General features: G+C 69.9%; 17 protein-coding genes. 9 read left to right on the forward strand and 8 right to left on the reverse strand.

The window, feature by feature from the left end; all coding sequences use genetic code 11:
- Nucleotides 1–501 precede the first annotated feature (501 nt).
- The gene (locus ACFVUT_RS32040) at nt 502–1,761 is read left to right on the forward strand and encodes an MFS transporter (RefSeq protein ID WP_389657103.1); all 1,260 of its coding nucleotides are present in this window, start codon (nt 502–504) and stop codon (nt 1,759–1,761) included.
- A 111-nt stretch (nt 1,762–1,872) separates the two neighbouring features.
- Here the strand turns inward: ACFVUT_RS32040 and ACFVUT_RS32045 are convergent, their stop codons facing one another.
- The 5 genes from ACFVUT_RS32045 to ACFVUT_RS32065 all read right to left on the reverse strand — a co-directional run bounded on the left by ACFVUT_RS32045 (nt 1,873) and on the right by ACFVUT_RS32065 (nt 7,879).
- Complete coding sequence (locus tag ACFVUT_RS32045) at nt 1,873–3,627, reverse strand: NAD+ synthase (RefSeq protein ID WP_389657106.1); 1,755 nt, start codon at nt 3,625–3,627, stop codon at nt 1,873–1,875.
- A gap of 179 nt (nt 3,628–3,806) precedes the next feature.
- Nucleotides 3,807–5,519: a multicopper oxidase family protein gene (locus ACFVUT_RS32050; protein WP_389657109.1), complete on the reverse strand. Its 1,713-nt coding sequence runs from the start codon at nt 5,517–5,519 to the stop codon at nt 3,807–3,809.
- A gap of 365 nt (nt 5,520–5,884) precedes the next feature.
- Complete coding sequence (locus tag ACFVUT_RS32055; RefSeq protein ID WP_389657113.1) at nt 5,885–6,310, reverse strand: CBS domain-containing protein; 426 nt, start codon at nt 6,308–6,310, stop codon at nt 5,885–5,887.
- A gap of 127 nt (nt 6,311–6,437) precedes the next feature.
- On the reverse strand, nt 6,438–7,205 hold the full coding sequence (locus ACFVUT_RS32060; protein WP_389657116.1) for a DUF305 domain-containing protein: 768 nt from the start codon (nt 7,203–7,205) through the stop codon (nt 6,438–6,440).
- Nucleotides 7,202–7,879 (reverse strand): DUF3105 domain-containing protein, encoded by a 678-nt coding sequence (locus ACFVUT_RS32065; protein ID WP_389657119.1) that lies wholly within the window; start codon nt 7,877–7,879, stop codon nt 7,202–7,204. Before ACFVUT_RS32065 ends, ACFVUT_RS32060 begins: the two co-directional genes overlap by 4 nt.
- Nucleotides 7,880–8,125: 246 nt before the next feature.
- On the opposite strand from ACFVUT_RS32065, the gene glnA reads away from it, so the two are divergent.
- Complete coding sequence (gene glnA / locus ACFVUT_RS32070; protein ID WP_389657122.1) at nt 8,126–9,487, forward strand: type I glutamate--ammonia ligase; 1,362 nt, start codon at nt 8,126–8,128, stop codon at nt 9,485–9,487.
- 346 nt (nt 9,488–9,833) lie between these two features.
- On the opposite strand, the gene ACFVUT_RS32075 is transcribed toward glnA, so the two are convergent.
- On the reverse strand, nt 9,834–10,424 hold the full coding sequence (locus tag ACFVUT_RS32075) for a TetR family transcriptional regulator (protein ID WP_389657125.1): 591 nt from the start codon (nt 10,422–10,424) through the stop codon (nt 9,834–9,836).
- Between the two features lie 153 nt (nt 10,425–10,577).
- Here ACFVUT_RS32075 and ACFVUT_RS32080 point away from each other — a divergent pair, with 153 nt between their 5' ends.
- The 4 genes from ACFVUT_RS32080 (at nt 10,578) to ACFVUT_RS32095 (ending at nt 17,063) form a co-directional block, all read left to right on the forward strand.
- Nucleotides 10,578–12,077, forward strand: coding sequence for an MDR family MFS transporter (locus ACFVUT_RS32080; protein WP_389657232.1), 1,500 nt, complete (start codon nt 10,578–10,580; stop codon nt 12,075–12,077).
- A gap of 168 nt (nt 12,078–12,245) precedes the next feature.
- Nucleotides 12,246–12,461 carry a hypothetical protein gene (locus tag ACFVUT_RS32085; RefSeq protein WP_389657128.1) on the forward strand — a complete coding sequence of 72 codons (216 nt, stop codon included), beginning with the start codon at nt 12,246–12,248 and terminating at the stop codon, nt 12,459–12,461.
- A 191-nt stretch (nt 12,462–12,652) separates the two neighbouring features.
- Nucleotides 12,653–13,462 (forward strand): putative protein N(5)-glutamine methyltransferase, encoded by an 810-nt coding sequence (locus ACFVUT_RS32090; protein ID WP_389657131.1) that lies wholly within the window; start codon nt 12,653–12,655, stop codon nt 13,460–13,462.
- Nucleotides 13,463–14,072: 610 nt separating this feature from the next.
- Nucleotides 14,073–17,063 carry a bifunctional [glutamine synthetase] adenylyltransferase/[glutamine synthetase]-adenylyl-L-tyrosine phosphorylase gene (locus ACFVUT_RS32095; protein WP_389657134.1) on the forward strand — a complete coding sequence of 997 codons (2,991 nt, stop codon included), beginning with the start codon at nt 14,073–14,075 and terminating at the stop codon, nt 17,061–17,063.
- A gap of 66 nt (nt 17,064–17,129) precedes the next feature.
- Here ACFVUT_RS32095 and ACFVUT_RS32100 read toward each other — a convergent pair whose 3' ends face one another.
- Together ACFVUT_RS32100 and ACFVUT_RS32105 are read right to left on the reverse strand one after the other, a co-directional pair.
- Complete coding sequence (locus ACFVUT_RS32100) at nt 17,130–18,095, reverse strand: phosphatase PAP2 family protein (protein WP_389657138.1); 966 nt, start codon at nt 18,093–18,095, stop codon at nt 17,130–17,132.
- 138 nt (nt 18,096–18,233) lie between these two features.
- A complete protein-coding gene (locus ACFVUT_RS32105; RefSeq protein WP_389657141.1) occupies nt 18,234–19,301 on the reverse strand; it encodes a LacI family DNA-binding transcriptional regulator in 1,068 nt (355 codons plus the stop codon).
- 357 nt (nt 19,302–19,658) lie between these two features.
- Here ACFVUT_RS32105 and ACFVUT_RS32110 point away from each other — a divergent pair, with 357 nt between their 5' ends.
- From ACFVUT_RS32110 to ACFVUT_RS32120, 3 genes are read left to right on the forward strand one after another with little or no spacing between them, the layout of a single operon-like run.
- Nucleotides 19,659–20,933, forward strand: coding sequence for an extracellular solute-binding protein (locus ACFVUT_RS32110; protein ID WP_389657144.1), 1,275 nt, complete (start codon nt 19,659–19,661; stop codon nt 20,931–20,933).
- A gap of 19 nt (nt 20,934–20,952) precedes the next feature.
- Nucleotides 20,953–21,969, forward strand: a complete 1,017-nt coding sequence (locus tag ACFVUT_RS32115) for a carbohydrate ABC transporter permease (protein ID WP_389657147.1) — start codon at nt 20,953–20,955, stop codon at nt 21,967–21,969.
- A complete protein-coding gene (locus ACFVUT_RS32120; RefSeq protein ID WP_389657150.1) occupies nt 21,966–22,868 on the forward strand; it encodes a sugar ABC transporter permease in 903 nt (300 codons plus the stop codon). Before ACFVUT_RS32115 ends, ACFVUT_RS32120 begins: the two co-directional genes overlap by 4 nt.
- The last annotated feature ends 113 nt before the right edge of the window (nt 22,869–22,981 follow it).

A 22,981-nucleotide genomic window follows, 5' to 3' on the forward strand; every position in this document is an offset into this window, starting at 1 on the left:
GAGGGCGGGGTTCCCGACGGGCCCGGTCAGGGCGCGCGTGGAGGTGTGAGCGGCGGGACGGCGGGGTTCCCGACCGGGCCCGGTCGGGGCGTTTGCGGAGCTTTGAGCGGCGGACGGCCGGGTCTGTCCACCTCGCCCGGGCCCACCGCACCGCGCAGAGCAGGGACGATCAGGGGCGGCCGGACAGGCCACAGTCCACAGGGCGCCCGGCCTGCCACGGCGGTCTGGTCGGCCACGCATGGGCGACGGGAATCCACCGGTCGAGCGGGCATCGGCTTGAAGGGCAGGGGGCGGTGCGCTTCCGGCGCACCTCGGCCGAATCGTGATCGCCGCCTGCCGCGCCCTCCGTCGCAACGGCCCGTTTACCTCCAGGTGCACATCGTCTGTCACACTTTGTTCCGCGCGAATACTTAATCTGGGCCGGCAACGAAGCCGACGCTCCGCTGCTGCCGCCCGCCTGAGCCGGGCCGGGCGGCCCCACCCCGAAAGAGGTTCTTCTTCATGCCCCTGGCCCTGCTCGCACTCGCTGTGAGCGCCTTCGGCATCGGTACCACGGAGTTCGTGATGATGGGCCTCCTGCCCAACGTCGCGGACGACCTGGGCACCTCCGTACCCACCGCGGGCCATCTCGTGTCGGCGTACGCGATCGGCGTCGTCCTCGGTGCCCCGCTGCTCACCGCCGTCGGCTCCCGGATCCCGCGGAAGCGGATGCTTCTGCTGCTGATGGCCCTCTTCACGGTCGGCAACCTCGCCTCCGCCTTCGCTCCGGGCTTCGGCTGGCTGCTCGCCGGCCGGTTCCTCGCCGGGCTGCCGCACGGGGCGTTCTTCGGCGTCGGCGCGGTCGTCGCCGCCCGGCTGGTCTCCGAAGGGCGCCGGGCGCGGGCCGTGGCGACCATGTTCCTCGGCCTCACCGTCGCGAACATCGTCGGCGTCCCGGCCGCCACCCTGCTCGGCCAGCACCTCGGCTGGCGGGCCACGTTCCTGGTCGTCGCGGTGATCGGACTCTGCGCGATGACGGCGCTCGCCCGGCTCGTGCCGCACGTACCCGTCGACGAGCACCAGGGCCTGGGCCGCGAGATGCGCGCCCTCGGCAACCGGCAGGTGCTGCTCGGCCTGCTCACCGCCGTACTCGGCTTCGCCGGAGTGTTCGCCGTGTACTCCTACCTCTCGTCCATGACCACCGAGGTCATGGGCTTCGGCGAGACCTCCGTGACACTGGTGCTCGCGCTCTTCGGCATCGGCATGACCCTCGGGGCGCTCGCCGCGGGCCCGCTCACGGACCGGGCACTGCGCCCGACGCTGTACGGCGCGCTCGGCGCGCTCGCCGTCGTCCTGGTCGTCTTCCCCTTCGTCGTCCACGTGCGGTGGGCGGCGCTGGTGATGGTGGTGCTGCTCGGTGGGGTCGGCTTCATGACGACCACCCCGCTCCAGATGTTGGTCATGAACAAGGCCAAGGACGCCCCGACCCTGGCGTCCGCCTCCAACCACTCCGCGTTCAACCTGGCCAACGCGGGCGGCGCGTGGCTGGGCGGCGCGGCGATCGCGGCGGGCTGGGGCTGGACGTCCCCGGCCCTGGTCGGCGCCGCTCTCGCGGTCGCGGGCCTGGCGGTGGCGGTCACAGCGGGTGTGCTGGACCGGGAGAGCCGGGGCGTGTCGCGGATCGTCGCGAGTGCGAGTGCGAGTGCGAGTGCGAGTGCGAGTGCGAGTGCGAGTGCGGAGGCGCGGACCACGCTGAGCGAGGCCGGAGCAGACGCGCGCTGAAGCACGCTGAAGCGCGGCCGTACGCGTCCCTCCGTCTCCGGGCGGGCCTGATATCAAGCCCGCCCGGAGGCGGAGGACAGAACGATCACCGGTGGCCCGGTGATCCACCGCTCACACCGACTCGCGCCACCGGTTGGTGATCGGCAGCCGCCGGTCCTTGCCGAAGCCCTTCGGAGAGATCTTCGTGCCCGGCGGATACTGCCGTCGCTTGTACTCCGCCGTGTCCACCATCCGCAGCGTCTTCGCCACCAGCGCCTCGTCGAAGCCGGCCGCGACGATCTCGTCCAGACCCTGGTCCCGGTCCACGTACAGCTCCAGGATCCGGTCCAGCACGTCGTAATCGGGCAGCGAGTCCGTGTCGACCTGTCCCGGGCGCAGCTCGGCGCTCGGCGGCTTGGTGATGGACGCCTCCGGGATCGGCGGGGTCTGCCCGCGCTCCTCGGCGGCGCGGTTGCGCCACTTCGCGAGGCGGAAGACCGACGTCTTGTAGACGTCCTTGATCGGGCCGTACGCCCCGACCGAGTCGCCGTACAGCGTGGAGTAGCCGACCGCCAACTCGGACTTGTTGCCGGGGGCGAGGACGATCTGACCCTCCTGGTTGGAGACGGCCATCAGCATCGTGCCGCGCAGCCGGGACTGGAGGTTCTCCTCGGCGAGGCCGACGAGCCCCAGCGAGCCCATGTACGCGTCGAACATCGGCTCGATCGGCACGGTGCGGAAGTTCAGCCCGGTACGGCGGGCCAGCTCGGCCGCGTCGCCCTTGGAGTGGTCCGAGGAGTACTTCGACGGCATCGAGATGCCGTACACGTTCTGCGCGCCCAGCGCGTCGCAGGCGATGGCCGCGACCAGCGCCGAGTCGATCCCGCCGGAGAGCCCGATCAGCACACTGCCGAAGCCGTTCTTCGCGGCGTACGCGCGCAGGCCCACGACCAGCGCCGAGTACAGCTCCTCGTCGTCGTCGAGCCGCTCCGCGTAACCGCCGGTCAGCTCCGTCTCGTACGCCGGGAGAGGTTCCTCGGAGAGCACCACGCGCTCGATGCGCAGTCCGTCGTTCACCACACCGGAGGGGGCGTCGGCCGCGGCGGCCGGCAGGTCCAGGTCGAGCACGACACAGCCTTCGGCGAACTGCGGGGCGCGGGCGATCACATCGCCGTTCCGGTCGACGACGATCGAGTCACCGTCGAAGACCAGCTCGTCCTGGCCGCCGATCATGGCCAGGTACGCGGTGGTGCAGCCGGCCTCCTGGGCCCGCTTGCGGACCAGTTCCAGCCGGGTGTCGTCCTTGTCCCGCTCGTAGGGCGAGGCGTTGATCGACAACAGCAGTCCGGCACCGGCGGCCCGCGCGGCCGGCACCCGGCCGCCGTCCTGCCAGAGGTCCTCGCAGATCGCGAGCGCCACATCGACGCCGTGGATCCGTACGACCGGCATCGAGTCGCCCGGTACGAAGTAACGGAACTCGTCGAAGACGCCGTAGTTGGGGAGGTGGTGCTTGGCGAAGGTCAGCGCGACCTGCCCGCGGTGCAGCACCGCGCCGGCGTTCCGCGGGGCGCCGGCGGGCTGCCCGTAGCGCGGCTGGGCCGTCTCGGAGCGGTCGAGGTAGCCGACGACGACCGGCAGCTCCCCGAAGCCCTCCGCGTCGAGGCGGGCGGCGAGCGCGCGCAGCGCCTGACGCGAGGCCTCGACGAAGGACGACCGCAGGGCCAGGTCCTCGACGGGGTAGCCGGTCAGCATCATCTCGGGGAACGCCACCAGATGGGCGCCCTGTTCGGCGGAGTGCCGGGTCCAGTGGACGATCGCCTCGGCGTTGCCGGAGAGGTCACCGACGGTCGAGTCGATCTGATTCAGTGCGAGGCGTAGTTGAGGCACGCGCACCAGTGTAATCGTCTGACTGACGCGATGTCCTGGCGGGCCGCGTGATTGCCGCGCCCCACCACCGGGAACGGCTCACGTGATTGCCGCGCCGCCCGCTGGGAACGGCTCGCGTGATTGCCGCGCCGCCCGCCGGTTACGGCTCGCGTGTTCGCCGCGCCGCCCGCCGGAACGGCTCAGCGGAGATAGCCGAGAACCGTCATCATGCCCACGTCCGAGTGGTAGATGTTGTGGCAGTGGAGCATCCACAGGCCCGGGTTGTCCGCGTCGAACTCCACGGCCAGCGAGCTGTTCGGCCGGATGATCGCGGTGTCCTTGCGCGCCCAGGCCGACTGGCCCCGGTGGGAGGCCTTGCGACTCGGCCCCGCCGCGCCCACCACCCCGAACGAGTGGCCGTGCAGATGGATGGGGTGCCACATCTCCGTGACGTTGTAGAACTCCATCCGGACCCGCTCGCCCTCCCTGGCCGGATGGCGTTGCCGCGGGTCGTAGGGCTTGTGGTCGAAGGCCCAGTTGTAGGCGCCCATGTCGCCGGTCATCCTGAACCGCAGCGTCCGGTCGGGCTCGCGGACGGACAGCGCCACGGATTCGTCCGGTGACAGGTCGTGCGCCTGCACCAGCTCCCCGTCCAGCTCCTTCGGCCGTACGGAGGACGAGGGTGCCGCGCCCTGTCCGGTGCGCAGGAGGGCCAGCGCCGACGCCTTCTTGCCCTCGGCGAGCGCGGTCAGCGGGAACACCCCGTCCCCGGCGGTGACCAGCACGTCGTACCGCTCGCCCATGCCCAGCAGCAGGGCGTCCGTCGGGGTGTGGCGGACCGGGTAGCCGTCGGTGTGGGTGATCGTCATCCGGTGGCCGCCGAGCGCGACACGGAACGCGGTGTCGCCGCCCGCGTTGATGATGCGCAGCCGGATCCGGTCGCCGGGCCTGGCGGCGAAGGAGGTGGGGTCCGTCGGGACGCGGCCGTTGATCAGGTAGTACGGGTAGGCGACATCGCCCCCGTGGCTGTCGAGCAGTTCGCTGAAGGAATCCTTCGCCATCCGCGAGGGACCGGAGCGGCCCTGGGCGGACCCGGGGGAGCCCCCGTGCCCGGCGTGGCCCGCATCGCTCCCGCCGTCCGCGCCGTTCCCGCCGCCGTGTCCCGACCCGCCGTGGTTCATGCCGCCCCTGCCCCCGCTGAGCTGGTTGAGCACCCCGTCCGGTGTGGAGCCGTCCACCCCGTCGACCCAGTCGTCGAGGACGACGACCCACTCCTTGTCGTACTTCAGGGGCTCCTTGGGGTCGTCGACGATCAGCGGCGCGTACAGGCCGCGGTCCTGCTGGACACCTGTGTGCGGATGGAACCAGTACGTTCCCGGATGCGGCACCTTGAAGCGGTACGCGTATGCCGCGCCCTGCTTGATGGGCGCCTGGGTCAGGTCGGGTACGCCGTCCATGTTGTTGCGCACATTGAGCCCGTGCCAGTGCAGGCTGGTGGTCGTCGGAAGGTGGTTGGCGAGGGTGAGCGCCAGGGTGTCGCCGACCTTGACCCGGAGTTCCTTGCCGGGCAGCCGGGCGTCGTACGCCCAGGAGCTGACGACGAGGCCGCCGCCCAGATCGAGGCGTGACGGGGTCGCGATGAGGTCGACCTTGTGCACGGGGCCGGAGACCCGCCGGGCCTCGGCCGCGGCGACCTCCTCCCCGTCCGGGGAGACGTACTCGCCCTGGGCCTTCCCGCGGGGGGCGGCCCCGTGGTTCGCACCGCCGTGGCTCGTGCCGCCGGCGTTCGGGCCGCCGGACTTCGTACCGCTGCGGCCCGTGTCGGCTTCACCGGAGCAGGAGGCCAGGACCGCCGTTCCGGCAGTGGCGACAGCGGCGCCGAGCACGGCACGTCGGGTGGGTGGAGTACGCATGGCGGGGCACCTCGGGGTGTTGTCGGTGTTCGGGCCGCTGGGGAAGGGGCAGGCACCCCTTCCCTATGCGGAACTCCGACAACGGGGCGAGACGGGCCCGGACCGGCCGCGCGGCCGACCGCACCCGCTGCACGACACCCCCGAGGAGGCGAGTGGATCCTGCGGGCAGCACAACGGACGGAGGCAACTGTCCGTATGCCACGCATCCACTCAGAGTCATGTTCGCACCCTACCCCCGCTCCGTATGTGCCGCGCGCGGAAACGTATCGCCACAACGGGGGAGGGCCCGATGGGTGGATGTGCGGCGGCCCGGCACCTCTCGTGGCCAAGGGGTGCCGGGCCTTCGGAGCGTGTCCGTGAGCGGGTCAGCTGGGGGCGTAGACCTTCTCCACCCAGGCGGCGAGTTGCTCGTCGGAGAGGTGTTGTGCCAGATCGGCCTCGCTGATCATGCCGATCAGTTTCTTGTTCTCGACCACCGGGAGCCGGCGGATCCGATGGGTCTGCATCTCCTCCAGAACGCTCTCCACTTCCGCGTTCGACTCGATCCAGCGAGGGGTGCCGTGGGCGAGGTCGCCCGCGGTCATCCTCGACGGGTCGTGGCCCATCGCCACACAGCCGACCACGATGTCGCGGTCCGTGAGGATGCCGATCATCCGGTCCTCTTCGCCGTGGGCCGAGATGGGCAGTGCGCCCACCTTGTGGTCGCGCATCAGCTGCGCGGCGCGGTCGAGTGTCTCGTGCGCGGGGATCCATGTGGCCCCGGTGTGCATGATGTCCTTGGCGGTGGTCATGAGGGATTCCTCCTGCGTGCCGTCGGGCATGCTGTTCGACCCCGAGCGAACCCATCGTCATGGGCCCGTTCGGGGTACGCGACCGCTATCACCCGTTCGGGTGCATATGTGGCGCGGAGGGAATCTTTCAGGGCCGGGGCTTCGCGCCCCGCGCGGCCAGCATGCGGGCCATCACGTCCAGCTCGGACTGCTGGGCCTCGACCATTCCCTGGGCCAGCCGCTTCTCCACCTTCACCGTGCACAGTCGTGCGCAGCCGCGGGCCATGTCGATGCCGCCCTTGTGGTGGTCGGTCATCAGCTGGAGATACAGGACCTCGGCCTTCTTGCCGCTCGCGCCGCGGAGCCGGTCCAGCTCGGTCCTGGTGGCCATGCCGGGCATGAGGGAACCGTCATGGGGCCGGTACCCGGTCCCCGTGCCCGCCATCCCGTCCATGCCGTCCATGTCGTCCATGCCGTCCATGCCGTCCATGCCGTCTGTGCCGTCTGTGCCGTTCTTGGTGTGCCCCTCGTGACCGGTCGCCATCCACGCCATGGGCTCCTGCCCCGCGGCGGCCTTCGGCAGCTCCCACAGATCCAGCCAGCCGAGCATCATGCCGCGCTGGTTGGCCTGGGTGTTGGCGATGTCGTACGCGAGACGGCGAACCTCCTCGTCCCCCGTGCGGTCGCGCACGATGAAGGACATCTCCACCGCCTGCTGGTGGTGGACCGCCATGTCGCGGGCGAAACCGGCGTCCGCCGAGTCCACCGCGGGCGTGCGGGGAGCGGGGGCGGCGGCGTGGTCCGCCCCGTCGTCCCGTGCGGAGGCGACCGTCGCCGCCCCCGCGAACAGCAGTGCGACCACGACGGCGGAGCCCGCCGCCCACCGGGCGCGCCGACCACGTCCCACAGCGGTCACGGGGCCCCCAGTCCGCCCGTGCACGCCGCACCGGGCTCGGGTGTCTGCGCCCCCTGGACGAACTTGGCGAAGAACTGGTCGACCCGCCGGTCGTCGGCGCTGTCCACCGTCACCTGATTGCCCCAGGCACTCAGCATGATCGTCCCGGCCTGGTCCTCGTACGGGCTCATCAGCGTGTACGGCGTCCTGCCGACCCGCTCGGCGAGCTTCGCCACGTCGGCGTCCGACGCCTTGTCCGTGTACGTCACCCACACCGATCCGTGTTCCAGTGAGTGCACGGCGTTCACATCACGGATCGCCTTTTTGTATACCTCGCCGTCGCAGTTCATCCATACGGGGTTGTGGTCACCGCCCACCGGGGGCTTCATCGGGTAGGTGACGGTCTCGTCGACGTGGTTGCGGGTGAGCTTCTTCGCGTCCCACGTCTTCAGCCCCTCGATCGACTCGGCGGCGAGCTCCTTCTGCTCCTCCGCGGACGCCTTCTGGTCCTCCGCCCGGGCGGCCTGCTTCTTCTCCGACGCCTCGGACTTGTCCAGCACCAGGTACGAGCCGAAACCGACCAGGCCCGCGACGACGAGGACGCTCAGGCTTATGGCCAGGACACGGTTGCGGCGGTCCCGCGTGCGGTCGGCGTTGCGCATCTGCTCTATACGGGTCCTGCGGTCGAAGCTCATGTCGTCAGGTCCTTCTGCGAGGGGGTGGGCAGGGACGAGAAGCAGGGGGGTGAAACCGGTGCGTACCGGGCAGTCGCGAGGCCGCTTCGCCCCGTGCGCACCATGGGCGCCGATCGTAGTGGGTGGCCGGGTGCTTCATCTCACGTCGTGTGCGTAATCTGGGTGAAATCCCGGGTCGTGATACTGGAGCTTCTCCCCTACCCCGGGCGGTGGTGCACGGACCGTCTGAACTGCAAGGATGTGGCTATGGACAAGCAGCAGGAATTCGTCCTCAGGACGCTGGAGGAGCGCGACATCCGCTTCGTGCGGCTGTGGTTCACCGATGTCCTCGGCTACCTCAAGTCCGTTGCCGTCGCGCCCGCCGAGCTGGAGCAGGCGTTCGACGAGGGCATCGGCTTCGACGGCTCGGCCATCGAGGGCTTCGCCCGGGTGTACGAGTCCGACATGATCGCCAAGCCGGACCCGGGAACGTTCCAGATCCTGCCGTGGCGCGCGGAGGCCCCCGGCACGGCCCGGATGTTCTGCGACATCCTGATGCCCGACGGTTCGCCGTCCTTCGCGGACCCGCGCTTCGTCCTCAAGCGCATCCTCGCCAAGACCTCCGACCTGGGCTTCACCTTCTACACCCACCCGGAGATCGAGTTCTTCCTGCTGAAGGACAAGCCGGTCGACGGCAGTCGCCCCACCCCCGCCGACAACTCCGGCTACTTCGACCACACCCCGCAGAACGTCGGCATGGACTTCCGCCGTCAGGCGATCACCATGCTCGAATCCATGGGCATCTCGGTCGAGTTCAGCCACCACGAGGGCGCCCCCGGCCAGCAGGAGATCGACCTGCGGTATGCGGACGCCCTCTCCACGGCCGACAACATCATGACCTTCCGGCTGGTGATGAAGCAGGTCGCGCTGGAGCAGGGCGTGCAGGCGACGTTCATGCCGAAGCCGTTCTCCGAGTACCCCGGCTCGGGCATGCACACCCACCTCTCCCTCTTCGAGGGCGACCGCAACGCCTTCTACGAGTCGGGTGCCGAGTACCAGCTGTCCAAGGTCGGCCGCTCCTTCATCGCCGGCCTGCTCACCCACGCCGCGGAGATCTCCGCCGTGACGAACCAGTGGGTCAACTCCTACAAGCGCATCTGGGGCGGCTCCACCCGTGCCGCGGGCGCCGGCGGCGAGGCCCCTTCGTACATCTGCTGGGGCCACAACAACCGCTCCGCGCTCATCCGCGTCCCGATGTACAAGCCCGGCAAGACCGGCTCCGCCCGCGTCGAGGTCCGCTCCATCGACTCCGGAGCCAACCCCTACCTGGCGTACGCGGTGCTGCTCGCCGCGGGCCTCAAGGGCATAGAGGAGGGGTACGAACTCCCGGCCGGAGCCGACGACGACGTCTGGGCACTGTCCGACGCCGAGCGCCGTGCGATGGGCATCGAGCCGCTGCCGCAGAACCTGGGCGAGGCGATCTCGCTGATGGAGAAGAGCGAACTGCTCGCCGAGACGCTCGGCGAGCACGTCTTCGACTTCTTCCTCCGGAACAAGAAGCAGGAGTGGGAGGAGTACCGCAGCGAGGTCACGGCCTTCGAGCTGAAGGCGCTGCTGCCGGTGCTGTGACACGAGGTCGGCCGCTCGCGGCGACCTCGTGCGATCCGGGCCGGGGGCGGCGTGCCTCCGGCCCGCAGTCCGGCGAGCGTGCTGGACGGTTTCCGGCAGGCCCGTGAGCGCTGCTCCGCGGTCGGACGGCTCGACGCCCTGGCGATTTTCCCCCGGCGGTCGGTGTGCCGGCTTTCCGGGCCGTTCCCGTCCAATCGGCGTGCCGGCTTTCTGCGACCGTTCCCGCCCGAGGTCGGTGTGCCGGCTTTCCGCGGCCGTCCCCGCCCGAGGTCGGCGTGCGGCTCTTCGGCGGTCTCTTCCGCTCTTCGGTGGTCTCTTCCTCCGGCCGTTGCGCGATGTGTCGGGCTCAGTCGAACCGGCAGGCCATCTCGTCCAGGATCTCGTCGATCACGTCGGCGGGCTCCCGGGCCATGCCCTCCTCGATCCACATGCGCATGGCGATCCGCAGCGACGAGAGGAACGCCGCGGCCAGGACCAGGGGGCGGACCGGCCCGTCCGACGGACCCCGGCGGGGCGCCACGGCGTCGGCCAGGTCCCGTTCCAGGGCGGCGTGGTTGGCGAGCTGACGGGCGAGCAGCGAAGGGTGACGCATCGCCAGCCGGGTCCGCAGGGCCCATGCGCGCTCCGGTGGTGAAACCCGTTGGGCGAACTGCGTCATGGCCGCCCGCAGGGCCTCCCACGCGGTCTCCTCGGCGGGCCGTTCGCGGACGGTGCGGACGAGTTCCCTGATCTGCTGCTCCTCCCCGTACAGGAGGGCGTCCTCCTTGCCCGTGAAGTAGTTGGAGAACGTTCTGCGGGAGATCCCGGCCTCGTCCGCGACGGCCTCCACCGTGACGTGGTCGAAGCCGTGCTCGATGGTGAGCCGCAAGGTCGCCTTGTGCACAGCCTGCCTGGTGGCTTCCTTCTTGCGTTCCCGCAGTCCCACAGAGCTCTCCATGGGTTCATTATCTCCAGGCCGGGAATAATTGCACGTTGGGAAAAATTGCTCAATGAGCATGTAAGGTGAAGTCAACTTTCCTGAACCCCTGTTCGAACCTTCCGGAGGTTGCGCGTGAGCGCACAAACGGCTGCGCCGACCGAAGCGGCGCCGATGGATCACCGTCACGTGCTGCGGGCGCTGAGCGGGCTGCTGATCGTGTTGTTCGTGGCCATGATCAGCACCACGGTGGTCTCCGTGGCGCTGCCGAAGATCATCGGCTCGCTCAACGGCACTCAGTCGCAGTACACCTGGGTCGTCACCGCGTCCCTGCTGGCCTCCACGGCCTCCACTCCCATCTGGGGCAAGCTCGCCGACCTGTTCAGCAAGAAGCTGCTGCTCCAGATATCCATCGGCATCTTCGTGATCGCGTCGCTGGCCTGTGGATTCGCCCAGTCCACCGGTCAGTTGATCGCCTTCCGTGCCGTTCAGGGCCTCGGCATGGGCGCTCTGCAGGTGCTCGTCCAGGTCATCATCGCCGCGATGGTCAGCCCCAAGGAGCGCGGCCGGTACAACGGATACCTGGGCGGCGTCCTGGCCGTCGCCACCGTCGGCGGTCCGCTGCTGGGCGGCTTCATCACCGACACGTCGTGGCTCGGCTGGCGCTGGTGCTTCTTCGTCGCCGTACCGTTCACGCTGATCGCCTTCGTGATGCTCACCCGCACCCTGCACCTCACCGAGGTCCGCCGCCCCGAGACGAAGGTCGACTATTTCGGAGCCGCCCTGATCGCCGGCGGCGTCAGCCTCCTGCTGCTCTGGGTCACGTTCGTCGGCAACGACTTCGACTGGGTGTCCTGGCAGACCCTCGTCATGGTCGGCGCCAGCGCCCTGATCCTGATCGCGGCCGTCGTGGTCGAGAACCGGGTCAAGGAGCCGGTCGTTCCGCTCCACGTCGTGCGCCGCCGCGATCCCGCACTCGCCATCGTCGCGAGCCTCGCGGTCGGCATGGCGATGTTCGGCGGCGCGGTCTTCCTCGGCCAGTACTTCCAGATCGGCCGCGGCTACTCACCGACCGAGGCCGGACTCCTCACCATCCCGCTGATGGTCGGTGTGCTGATCTCCTCCACCGTCGCCGGACGCCTGGTCTCCAAGACCGGCAAGGTGAAGCCGTACATCATCACCGGTGTCATCGTCCTCACCCTGGGCTTCCTGGCGCTGTCCACCATCGACCACGAGACGTCGCTGGTCTTCGTCTCGATCGGCATGCTCGCCGTCGGCGTGGGTGTCGGCATGTCGATGCAGAACCTGGTCCTGGTCCTCCAGAACACCGTCCCGCTCGGTGAAATCGGCGCGGCCAGCGGTGCGATCACCTTCTTCCGCTCGCTCGGCGGCACGATCGGTGTCTCGGTGCTGGGGGCGGTGCTCGCCAATCAGGTCGCGACGAAGATCACCCACGGCCTGGAGAAGCTCGGTGTCGACCCGGCGGCCTCCTCCTCGGGCGGATCCACCCTGAACATCGCCGCGATGCCGCCGCAGATCCAGGAAGTGGTGCGCTCCGCGTACGGCGACGCGACCGGCACCATCTTCCTGATCTCGGCGGGCATCGCGGTGATCGGAGTGATCGCCTCCCTGTTCCTGACGCCGACGAAGCTGCGCGACAGCGTGGACCTGTAGCAGGCCCCGCGTCCCTCCCTGTGCCCCGCGCCCGACAGCGCGGGGCACAGCCCGTTCCGGCCGGCCCGAGCCCGGTGAATTCCGTGCGGTGGTTCAAGCGCTCGCGTCGGAACGGGTTCTCGGGGGACAATCCGCACAGTGCCTGGTCGTCGCGGACGGGGGAGTTCCATGACAGGGGTTTTCGTGCTGCTCGGCGGATTGCTGACGCTGACCGTCGCGCTCGTGGTGAAGCTGCATCTGAGGGCGCGGCGCGGGACCGAGAACTTCGACGGCCTGGAGGTCGAGCGGCAGGCTCTCGAAACGATCCGGCACACCCGCGCGAACAACACCTCGGCGGCGGTCCGCAACCGGTTCCTCGACGGCGGTGGCGGGCGCCGCAGATGACTCCCCGTCGGCGTGCGGCAGACGCCGGGGCACGCGTCAGGTAATGTGACTGTCCCCCATACGGGACCGACCGAGGAGGTGAGCCCCATCAACGCTGTGTCAGGCTGGGTGCTCATCCCGCACGATCGCGTGGTCGACCCGACATAATCGGCTGCGGAGCGCCCATCGGCTTTCCCGAAAGGCTCCGCTTCATGCCGGTTTCCGCTTCACCGCTCACCCTTGCCTCCCTCGTCACCGCACTCCGCGCCGCCGGTTGCGTATTCGCCGAGGACGAGGCGGAGTTGATCCTCTCCACGGCCGCCGACCACGCCGAGCTCGCGTCCATGACCGAACGCCGGGCCGCCGGTCTGCCCCTGGAACACGTCCTCGGCTGGGCCGAGTTCAGCGGCCTCCGGATCGCCGTGGATCCCGGCGTCTTCGTACCCCGCCGCCGCACCGAGTTCCTGGTCCGGCAGGCCGCCGCGCTCGCCGGGCCCGGCACGGTCGTCGTCGACCTCTGCTGCGGTTCGGGGGCCCTCGGTACCGCGCTCGCCGCGACGCTGGACCGGATCGAGCTGCACGCCGCCGATGTCGATCCCGCGGCTGTACGGTGCGCACGCCGCAACGTCGGAGAGGCGGGCCGGGTCTACGAGGGCGACCTCTTCGAGCCGCTTCCCGGAGCGCTGCGCGGCCGGGTGGAGATTCTGCTCGCCAACGTGCCGTACGTACCGACGAAGGACGTGGAGCTGCTTCCCCCGGAGGCCCGCATCCACGAGCCGCGCGTGGCGCTCGACGGGGGGAGGGACGGCCTCGACGTCCTGCGGCGGGTCACCGCCGAGGCCGATCGATGGCTGGCGCCCGGCGGGCATCTGCTGGTCGAGACGAGCGAACGGCAGGCGGCACGGGCCGAGGAGGTCGTCGCCCGCAGCGGTCTGATCCCGCGCGTCATCACCTCCGGCGAGCTGTACGCGACCGTGGTCATAGCGACCAGACCGTGCCCGCCGGCCCCGTCCCGAGGCTGAGGGCGCCCTGCGGCCCCGGCCTGTGACGGCTGTACGCGACCGTGGTCGTAGCGACCAGACCGTGCCCGCCGGCCCCGTCCCGAGGCTGAGGGCGCCCTGCGGCCCCGGCCTGTGACGGCTGTACGCGACCGGTCCGCCCGGCACCCTGCCGGCCTCGGGCCGTGGCCGTCCGTCCGGCGCTCGACCACCGCGTCCACTCGTCCGAAAGGGGCTTGCCGCCGGCCGTCACCGCCACGTCAGGGTGGACGGCAGGATTCCGGCCTCGCGCCGGGTGACTCCGTGGCGACGTGCGGCCCGCCGTCCGAGTACGCCCCGATCAGAGGAGCGACGTGCGGCCGGCCGGCCGGGCGGTCCGTGCTCGGTCAGTCCGACCACACCTGGGCCGGCTGGCCGGTCCGCCGACGGTCACGGACCTGCCGTCGCGCCCTCGGTGCCGTAGGAGGCGGCCGGCCCCCGAAGGGGTCGGTTCCGGACACCCGGGCCGTCCGGCCGGGTCGCTCCGCGCGGTCGTGCCTCCGACGTACGGGCCCGCACCCGCAACGAATTCCCCGGTGCGGGGCTAGGCTCGGAACGCTGGAAGGTGTGTGGGCGGCGAGCAGGAGAGCGCGGAATGACGACGGTGCCGGGACGCAGGAGCAGTACCTTCACCCGACTGCTGCGGCACGGCTTCACCGATCCCTCCGCCGCCGAGCGGTTGCTCGACCTGCCCGAGCTGTCCTCCGTACGCTCCGATCCGGTGCTTCTCGACGCCCTCGGGGCCACCGCCGACCCCGATCTGGCCCTGCGGGGAGTCGTCCGGCTCGTGGAGGCCGAGGAACCGGACGCGCGGCAGATCCTCCTGGACACCCTCGTCACCGCCAAACCGCTGCGGGACCGGCTGCTCGGAGTGCTCGGGGCGTCCGAAGCACTCGGCGACCATCTCGCCCGCCACCCCCGCGACTGGCATGCGCTCGTCACCTACGAGGCCACCGATCTGCACCCCGGCGTGGCCGAGTTCGAGCAGGAACTCGCCGGGGCCGACGACCCGGACTCGCTGCGCGTCGCCTACCGCCGGTGCCTGCTGGCCATAGCAGCCCGCGATGTGTGCGGTACCACGGACGTCGCCGAGGCCGCCGCCGAACTGGCCGATCTGGCCACGGCGACCCTGCGGGCGGCGCTCGCCATCGCCCGTACGGCCACGCCCGCCGACGCCGCCCAGTGCCGGCTCGCGGTCATCGCGATGGGCAAGTGCGGCGGGCACGAGCTGAACTACGTCTCCGACGTCGACGTCATCTTCGTCGCGGAGCCCGTCGACGGCCACGAGGAGAGCGCGGCCGTGCAGGCCGCCACCCGGCTGGCCGCGCACATGATGCGGATCTGCTCCGACACCACGGTCGAGGGCACCATCTGGCCCGTCGACGCCAACCTCCGCCCCGAGGGCCGTAACGGGCCCCTCGTGCGGACGCTGTCCTCGCACCTCGCGTACTACCAGCGCTGGGCCAAGACCTGGGAGTTCCAGGCGCTCCTCAAGGCCCGGCCGGTGGCCGGCGACCCCGAGCTCGGCGCGGAGTACGTCGAGGCCGTCTCGCCGCTCGTATGGCAGGCCGCGGACCGCGAGAACTTCGTCGCGGACGTGCAGAAGATGCGCCGCCGTGTCGTCGACAACATCCCCGCCGACCGCGTCGACCGCGAGATCAAGCTCGGACCGGGCGGACTGCGGGACGTCGAATTCGCCGTACAGCTGCTCCAGCTGGTGCACGGCCGCAGCGACGCCACCCTGCGCAGCGGCACCACCCTCGACGCCCTGCGGGCGCTCGCCGCGGGTGGCTACGTCGGCCGGGTGGACGCCGCGCAACTGGACGACGCGTACCGCTTCCTGCGCGCCATGGAACACCGCATCCAGCTCTACCGGCTGCGCCGCACCCATCTCGTCCCGCAGGACGAGGCGGATCTGCGGCGGCTCGGACGCTCCCTCGGCATGCGTACCGACCCGATCGCCGAGCTCAACCAGGCATGGAAGCGCCACGCCTCCGTGGTGCGGCGGCTGCACGAGAAGCTGTTCTACCGGCCACTGCTCGACGCCGTCGCCCAGCTCGCGCCCGGCGAGTCCAGGCTCAGCGCGAAGGCGGCCGAGCACCGGCTCGAAGCCCTCGGATACGCCGATCCGGCGGCCGCGCTGCGGCACCTGGAGGCGCTGTCGTCCGGTGTGTCCCGCAAGGCCGCCATCCAGCGCACCCTGCTTCCCGTCCTGCTCGGCTGGTTCGCGGACTCGGCCGATCCGGACGCCGGGCTGCTCGGTTTCCGCAAGGTGTCCGACGCACTCGGCAAGACCCCCTGGTACCTGCGGCTGCTGCGGGACGAGGGCGCGGCCGCGGAGAACCTCGCCCGGGTGCTCTCGGCCGGCCGGCTCGCCCCCGATCTGCTGCTCCGGGCGCCCGAGGCGGTGGCGATCCTCGGCGACCCGCAGGGACTCAGGCCGCGCACCCGGGCCCACCTGGAGCAGGAGGTCCTGGCGGCGGTGGGGCGCGCGGAGGGCGCCGAGTCCGCCGTCGCCGTGGTCCGCGGGGTACGCCGGCGCGAGCTGTTCAGGACCACGGCCGCGGACCTCATCGGCTCGTACGGCACGGAGGAGAGCCCCGCCGAGGAGGACCCCGGGGCCCTCGTCGACCGGGTCGGCAACGCGGTCACCGACCTGAACGCCGTCACGATCGCGGGCGCCCTGCGCGCCGTCGTACGCGAACAGTGGGGGGACACCCTGCCCACCAGGTTCGCGGTCATCGGTGTGGGCCGATTCGGCGGACACGAGCTCGGATACGGCTCCGACGCCGATGTGCTGTTCGTCCACTCACCACGCGAGGGCGTCGACGAGCAGGAAGCGGGCCGGGCCGCGAACCAGGTCGTCTCCGAGATGCGGAGACTGCTGCAACTGCCCACCGCCGACCCGCCCTTGGTCATCGACGCCGATCTTCGGCCGGAGGGCAAGAGCGGTCCGCTGGTGCGTTCGCTCAAGTCGTACGAGGTCTACTACCGGCGCTGGTCGCTGGTCTGGGAGAGCCAGGCACTGCTGCGCGCCGAGCCGATGGCCGGCGACGAGGATCTCGGCCGTGAGTTCGTCGATCTGATCGATCCGCTGCGCTACCCCATGGAGGGCCTCGGTGAGGACGCGGTCCGTGAGATCCGCCGTCTGAAGGCCCGGATGGAGTCCGAACGGATGCCGCGCGGCGCGGACCCGACGCTCCACACCAAGCTCGGACGCGGCGGGCTGAGCGATGTCGAGTGGACGGTCCAGCTGCTCCAGATGCAGCACGGCTGGGCGGAACCGGGGCTGCGGACGACCAGGACCCGTGAGGCGCTGGCCGCGGCGTGCGCGGCGGAGCTGATCCCGGTCGAGGACGCGCAGACGCTGGACGAGGCATGGGTGCTGGCGACGCGGGTCCGCAACGCCGTGATGCTGGTACGGGGCCGGCCGGCCGACACGTTTCCCTCGGTGTCGCGTGAACTCACCGCGGTGGGAAGGTACTTGGGGTACGAGCCCGGTCATGTCGGGGACATGCTGGACGACTACCGGCGGATCACGCGGCGGGCACGTGCGGTGATGGAGGAGCGGTTCTACGGGGCGTGAGTGGCCGCCCCGCCGCCGCGGTGCCGTGACGCGGAACCTCAGGCGACCCTCCCGCGGCTTCGCCCCTCAGCGGCGGCCCGCCGCGTCCGCCGCCGGGTGCCGTGTCCGGATCGGCGCACCCCCGGACAGGCCGGCCGGCCGCTGCCTCCCGCGCGGTGACGGCACCCGCTTCGGCAGATGGTGCGGCAGCGAGCCGTACCAGGCGTACGACACCGCGTAGCCGAACACCAGACACGTCATCCCGCCCAGCGCGTCCAGCCAGAAGTGATTGGCGGTCGAGACGATCACCACCAGCGTGACCGCCGGGTAGAGCAGGCTCAGGACGCGCACCCAGGGCACGGACGTCAGCGCGAAGAGGGTCAGGCCGCACCAGAGCGACCACCCGATGTGCATCGAGGGCATCGCCGCGTACTGGTTCGACATGTTCTTGAAGTTGCCCGAGGCCATCGAACCCCAGGTCTGATGGACCAGCACGGTGTCGATGAAGTGGCCGCCGGTCATCAGGCGCGGCGGTGCGAGGGGGAACAGGTAGTAACCGAGCAGTGCCACACCCGTGGTCGCGAACAGGGAGAGACGTGCCGCCGCGTAACGGCCGGGGTGACGGTGGAACAGCCACACCAGTACACAGACGGTGACGACGAAGTGCAGTGTCGCGTAGTAGTAGTTCATCGACACGATCAGCCATGTCACGGAGTTCGCGGCATGGTTGACCGCCTGTTCCACGGCGATGCCCAGGTACTTCTCGATCGACCAGATCAGGTCGGCATTGCGCAGCGCCTCGGTCCTCTGCTCGGGGACGGCGTTGCGCACCAGTGAGTAGACCCAGTAACTGGCCGCCACCAGCAGGACTTCGAACCAGATGCGCGGCCGGCGAGGGGAACGCCGGGAGCGCAGGGAACGCAGTCCCGCCGGGCCGGCACCGCGCCACCCGGCGTTCTGTCTCGCGTTCGCCGTGGGGGCCGCCTCGTCCACGATGGGTGACGGGGTGGCCTCCGGCCGGCCTTCCTGTGACGTCACGCTCAATTCACCCATAGGCACAGAGTCTGCCAGAAATGTTCCCCCCGCCCGATCATCCTCCGATCGGTTTGGCGCCGCACATCTGACCGCCGGTGCCGCGGCCCGGCGCCGTGGCCGGGGGCCGCGGGCCGGTGAGTCCTTCGGGTCGCGGCGCTAGGGGCGGGCGTGCGATCCTGAAACCGTTGCCGGGGGGGACGCCGGAGCGGGCCCAGGACCTGCGGCCGTTGAACCGCGGACGACCAATTCGGGCATGAAGACGAACTCGCTGTGCGGTGCGGGTGTGCCGCCGATCTCCTCAAGCAGGGTGCGCACGGCCGCCTGGCCCATGGCTGTGACCGGCTGGCGGATCGTGGTCAGCGGCGGATCGGTGAACGCTATGAGCGGCGAGTCGTCGAACCCGACCACCGAGAGGTCGCGCGGCACCTCCAACGACATTCGGCGGGCGGCCCTGATCGCGCCGAGCGCCATCATGTCGCTGGCGCACACCACCGCCGTGCAGCCGCGCTCCATGAGCGCCGACGCCGCGGCCTGCCCGCCCTCCAGGGTGAACAGCGAGTGCTGGATCAGCTCCTCGACCTCGTCCGCGGTGACGTTCAACTGTTCCTGCACGGTGGAACGGAAACCCTCGATCTTGCGCAGGACCGGCACGAACCGCTTGGGTCCGACCGCCAGCCCGATCCGCTGGTGGCCCAGTGCCACGAGGTGCGTCACCGCGAGCCGCATCGCGGCCCGGTCGTCCGGCGAGATGAACGGCGCCTGGACCTTGGGTGAGAAGCCGTTCACCAGGACGAACGGGACTCCCTGGGCCCGCAGTTGCTCGTAGCGCTGCATATCGGCCGAGGTGTCGGCGTGCAGTCCGGAGACGAAGATGATGCCCGAGACGCCGCGGTCGACCAGCATCTCGGTCAGCTCGTCCTCGGTGGAGCCGCCGGGTGTCTGGGTCGCCAGCACCGGGGTGTAGCCCTGCCGGGTCAGCGCCTGACCGATGACCTGGGCCAGCGCGGGGAAGATGGGGTTCTCCAGCTCCGGCGTGATCAGCCCGACGAGTCCCGCGCTGCGCCTGCGCAGCCGTACGGGCCGTTCGTAGCCGAGGACGTCGAGCGCGGCGAGAACGGATTCGCGGGTGGTCGCTGCAACACCGGGCTTGCCGTTCAGTACGCGGCTGACCGTCGCTTCGCTGACCCCCGCCTGATTTGCGATATCGGCAAGCCGTGCGGTCATGGAAGTGGACTGTACCGGGCGTATGTCGGATTGCCCACCATCCGCAGGAATCGGACGGCCGCACCCGTGAAGTGGTCCGGGACGGCTTCGCGGCAACAACTTGCAAGGTCTTGCGGGCCGGGATTGCGGACCGCGGTCAGATGGTCGCACTACGGTTTCGCGGGCTGTGGCCTGCCGCTGCCAGGGATCGGTGGCTCGCGTCAAGAGGCTTGACGGCAACCGTGAGGACACGCGAATGTAACGATCGCCGGAGCTTGCAGAAATCTTCCGCAAAGTCTTTCGGTGTTCTTTCATCCTTGTTACGTTCACGTCGACCCGGCGCCGCGACGGAGCGGTACGGCAGTTGAAGGAGTTCAGATGCGACGTGGCATAACGGCCACCGCCCTGGTCGCGGCACTGGCGCTTGCGGCGACCGCCTGCGGCAGCGACAGCGAGTCCGACGGCACGAGCAAGAGCTCGGGCGAGCTCTCCGGCACCGTGACGTGGTGGGACACCTCCACCGCGGGCAGCGAGGACAAGGTCTTCAAGAAGATCGCCGAGGGCTTCACCAAGAAGCACCCGAAGGTCCACGTCAATTACGTCAACGTGCCCTTCGGTGACGCCCAGAACAAGTTCAAGAACGCGGCCCAGGCCGGTTCCGGCGCTCCCGACGTCATCCGCTCCGAGGTCGCCTGGACCCCCGAGTTCGCGGACCTCGGCTACCTGGCCCCGCTCGATGGCACCTCCGCGCTGCAGAAGTCGGACGACTTCCTGAAGCAGGCCGCCGCGTCCACCAAGTACAACGACAAGACGTACGCGGTGCCGCAGGTCATCGACTCCATGGGCATCTTCTACAACAAGAAGATCTTCAAGGAGGCCGGCGTCGAGGTCCCCACGACCGTCGACGAGCTGAAGACCGTCTCCAAGAAGATCAAGGACAAGACCGGCAAGACCGGGATGTACCTGCGTGGTGACGACGCCTACTGGTTCCTCTCCTTCCTCTACGGCGAGGGCGGCGACATGGTCGACGCCGGCACCAAGTCCGTCACGATCGACAACGCCGCCGGTGTCAAGGCGATGAAGGTCGTCAAGGACCTGGTCGACTCCGGTGCCGCCAAGACCGACGCCACGGACGGCTGGGAGAACATGCAGGCGTCCTTCAAGGACGGCAAGGTCGCCATGATCATCAACGGCCCGTGGGCCGTCGCCGACACCTACGCCGGCAAGGAGTTCAAGGACAAGGCCAACCTGGGCATCGCCCCGGTCCCGGCCGGTTCCGCCGGGCAGGGCGCCCCGCAGGGCGGTCACAACCTGGCCGTCTACGCGGGCTCGAAGAACCTCGACGCCTCCTACGCCTTCGTCGACTACATGACCTCCGCCGACACCCAGGCCCAGGTCACCAAGGAGCTGAGTCTCCTGCCGACGCGTACCTCCGCCTACGCCAAGCAGGACGTCGTCGACAACGAGATCGTCAGCTTCTTCAAGCCCGTCGTCGAGACCGCCGTCGAGCGCCCCTGGATCCCGGAGACCGGCAGCCTCTTCGCTCCGCTCGTCACCGAGTACACCAAGGTGCTGACCGGTCAGACCACGCCGGAGAAGGGCGTCAAGACGACCGGCGACTCCTACCGCAAGCTCCTCAAGGGCTGGAAGTAACAGGAAGGCAGGCCGACTGATGGCTGTCCACACCAGCCAGTCGGTGGTGAAGGCCGCGGGCGACGACATCGCCCGCGGCCGGAGCCGCGGTACTGGCAATTCCCCGTCGCCGAGCAGGATGCGGCGGGCTCTGTCGACCCACTGGTACGCCTGGACCATGGTCGCCCCGGTCGTCGTCGTGATCGGCGTGATCATCGGCTATCCGCTGGTCCGCGGCATCTACCTGTCGATGACCGATGCCAACGAGCGCAACGTCGAGCGGTCCATCGGTGTCAACCACATGCCCGCCACGTACAAGTTCGTGGGCCTGGACAACTACACCGACGCACTCACCGGCAATCAGTTCCTCGGCACACTCGGGTGGACCCTGGTGTGGACGGTCTCCTGCGTGGCCATCACCTTCTGCCTCGGCATGGCCCTCGCCAACATCCTCAACCGCAGGATCGCCGGACGCTCCGCGTACCGGATGGCCCTCATCCTGCCCTGGGCCATTCCCGGCTTCGTCTCCGTCTTCGCCTGGCGCTTCCTCTACAACGAGGACCGCGGGCTGCTGAACAAGATCCTCTCCGGCGGCGGCATCGACGGCATACCGTGGCTGAACGACCCCACCTGGGCGAAGTTCTCCGTCATCGCCGTCAACGTCTGGCTCGGTGTGCCGTTCATGATGGTCGCCCTGCTCGGCGGACTGCAGTCGATCCCCAGTGAGCACTACGAGGCCGCGGAGATGGACGGCGCCACCGCCTGGCAGCGGTTCCGCCACATCACCCTGCCCGGTCTGCGGCCGGTCTCCACCACGGTGATCCTGCTCTCCACCATCTGGACCTTCAACATGTTCCCGGTGATCTTCCTGCTCACCCGCGGCGGACCCGGCGAGGCCACCCAGATCCTGGTCACCCAGGCGTACAAGTTCTCCTTCGAGATCAGCCCGCGCGACTTCGCGCAGTCCTCCACCTGGGGCGTGCTGATCCTCGTACTCCTGATGATCTTCGCCGCCGTCTACCGGCGAGTCCTGCGCACACAGGGAGACGACTGGTGAGCACCACCGCCCCCGCAACCACCGCCCCCGCCCCGACGACCGCCGCACGGCGCCCCGCGCGCAAGGTCAGGCCGCGCGGCGAGCGTTCGCCGATCGCGTCCGTCGGGCTGCACCTCACGCTCATCGTCGCGTCCGTGATCGCCGTGTTCCCCGTGCTGTGGGTCCTGCTCACCTCGCTGAAGCCCGCCGCGTACGCGACCTCCACGGACTTCTTCAAAGAGACGACCTTCGGGAACTACACGAACCTGATCCAGAACACGAAGTTCCTCACCTGGTTCGGCAACTCCCTGCTCGTCGCGGGGCTCACCACGCTCCTCGGCGTCATCATCTCCGCCTCCACCGGCTACGCGGTCAGCCGCTTCCGCTTCCCCGGCAAGCGCGGGCTGATGTGGACGCTGCTGGTCACCCAGATGTTCCCGGTGGCCGTCCTCATCGTGCCGATCTACAACATCATGGCCGGTCTGGGGCTGCTGAATCAGCCCGCGGGCCTCGTCATCACCTACCTCACCATCTCGGTGCCGTTCTGCGCCTGGATGATGAAGGGCTTCTTCGACACCATCCCGCGCGAGATCGACGAGTCCGGGCAGGTGGACGGCCTCACCCCGTTCGGCACGTTCTGGCGGCTCGTCCTGCCGCTCGCCAAGCCCGGCCTCGCCGTCACCGCGTTCTACTCCTTCATCACCGCGTGGGGCGAAGTGGCCTACGCCTCCGCCTTCATGGTCGGCGAGGACAACCTCACCCTCGCGGGCGGACTCCAGCTCTTCGTCAACCAGTACGGCGCCCAGTGGGGGCCGATGACCGCCGCGTCCGTGCTGATCGCGATACCCGCGGCCCTGGTCTTCCTCTTCGCCCAGCGCCACCTGGTCACCGGCATGTCCGCCGGAGCCGTCAAGGGCTGACGCGACGCACACCCCGCACGACCCGCACGCACCACGTCACGGCGTCCGCCGGCACCTCGGGGAACCACCTTCCCCACCGCGACCGACCACGCCCCCGGCACGGGCCGACCCCG

The organism is Streptomyces sp. NPDC058051, from assembly GCF_042885475.1.
Classification (GTDB): Bacteria; Actinomycetota; Actinomycetes; order Streptomycetales; family Streptomycetaceae; genus Streptomyces.

What these genes read in the sequence shown, in the direction of transcription:
- ACFVUT_RS32040 (WP_389657103.1), top strand. Translation starts at nt 502, where the DNA reads ATGCCCCTGGCCCTGCTCGCACTCGCTGTGAGCGCCTTCGGCATCGGT.
- ACFVUT_RS32050 (WP_389657109.1), bottom strand. Translation starts at nt 5,519, where the DNA reads ATGCGTACTCCACCCACCCGACGTGCCGTGCTCGGCGCCGCTGTCGCC.
- ACFVUT_RS32055 (WP_389657113.1), bottom strand. Translation starts at nt 6,310, where the DNA reads ATGACCACCGCCAAGGACATCATGCACACCGGGGCCACATGGATCCCC.
- ACFVUT_RS32065 (WP_389657119.1), bottom strand. Translation starts at nt 7,879, where the DNA reads ATGAGCTTCGACCGCAGGACCCGTATAGAGCAGATGCGCAACGCCGAC.
- glnA (WP_389657122.1), top strand. Translation starts at nt 8,126, where the DNA reads ATGGACAAGCAGCAGGAATTCGTCCTCAGGACGCTGGAGGAGCGCGAC.
- ACFVUT_RS32075 (WP_389657125.1), bottom strand. Translation starts at nt 10,424, where the DNA reads ATGGAGAGCTCTGTGGGACTGCGGGAACGCAAGAAGGAAGCCACCAGG.
- ACFVUT_RS32080 (WP_389657232.1), top strand. Translation starts at nt 10,578, where the DNA reads ATGGATCACCGTCACGTGCTGCGGGCGCTGAGCGGGCTGCTGATCGTG.
- ACFVUT_RS32085 (WP_389657128.1), top strand. Translation starts at nt 12,246, where the DNA reads ATGACAGGGGTTTTCGTGCTGCTCGGCGGATTGCTGACGCTGACCGTC.
- ACFVUT_RS32090 (WP_389657131.1), top strand. Translation starts at nt 12,653, where the DNA reads ATGCCGGTTTCCGCTTCACCGCTCACCCTTGCCTCCCTCGTCACCGCA.
- ACFVUT_RS32095 (WP_389657134.1), top strand. Translation starts at nt 14,073, where the DNA reads ATGACGACGGTGCCGGGACGCAGGAGCAGTACCTTCACCCGACTGCTG.
- ACFVUT_RS32100 (WP_389657138.1), bottom strand. Translation starts at nt 18,095, where the DNA reads ATGGGTGAATTGAGCGTGACGTCACAGGAAGGCCGGCCGGAGGCCACC.
- ACFVUT_RS32105 (WP_389657141.1), bottom strand. Translation starts at nt 19,301, where the DNA reads ATGACCGCACGGCTTGCCGATATCGCAAATCAGGCGGGGGTCAGCGAA.
- ACFVUT_RS32110 (WP_389657144.1), top strand. Translation starts at nt 19,659, where the DNA reads ATGCGACGTGGCATAACGGCCACCGCCCTGGTCGCGGCACTGGCGCTT.
- ACFVUT_RS32115 (WP_389657147.1), top strand. Translation starts at nt 20,953, where the DNA reads ATGGCTGTCCACACCAGCCAGTCGGTGGTGAAGGCCGCGGGCGACGAC.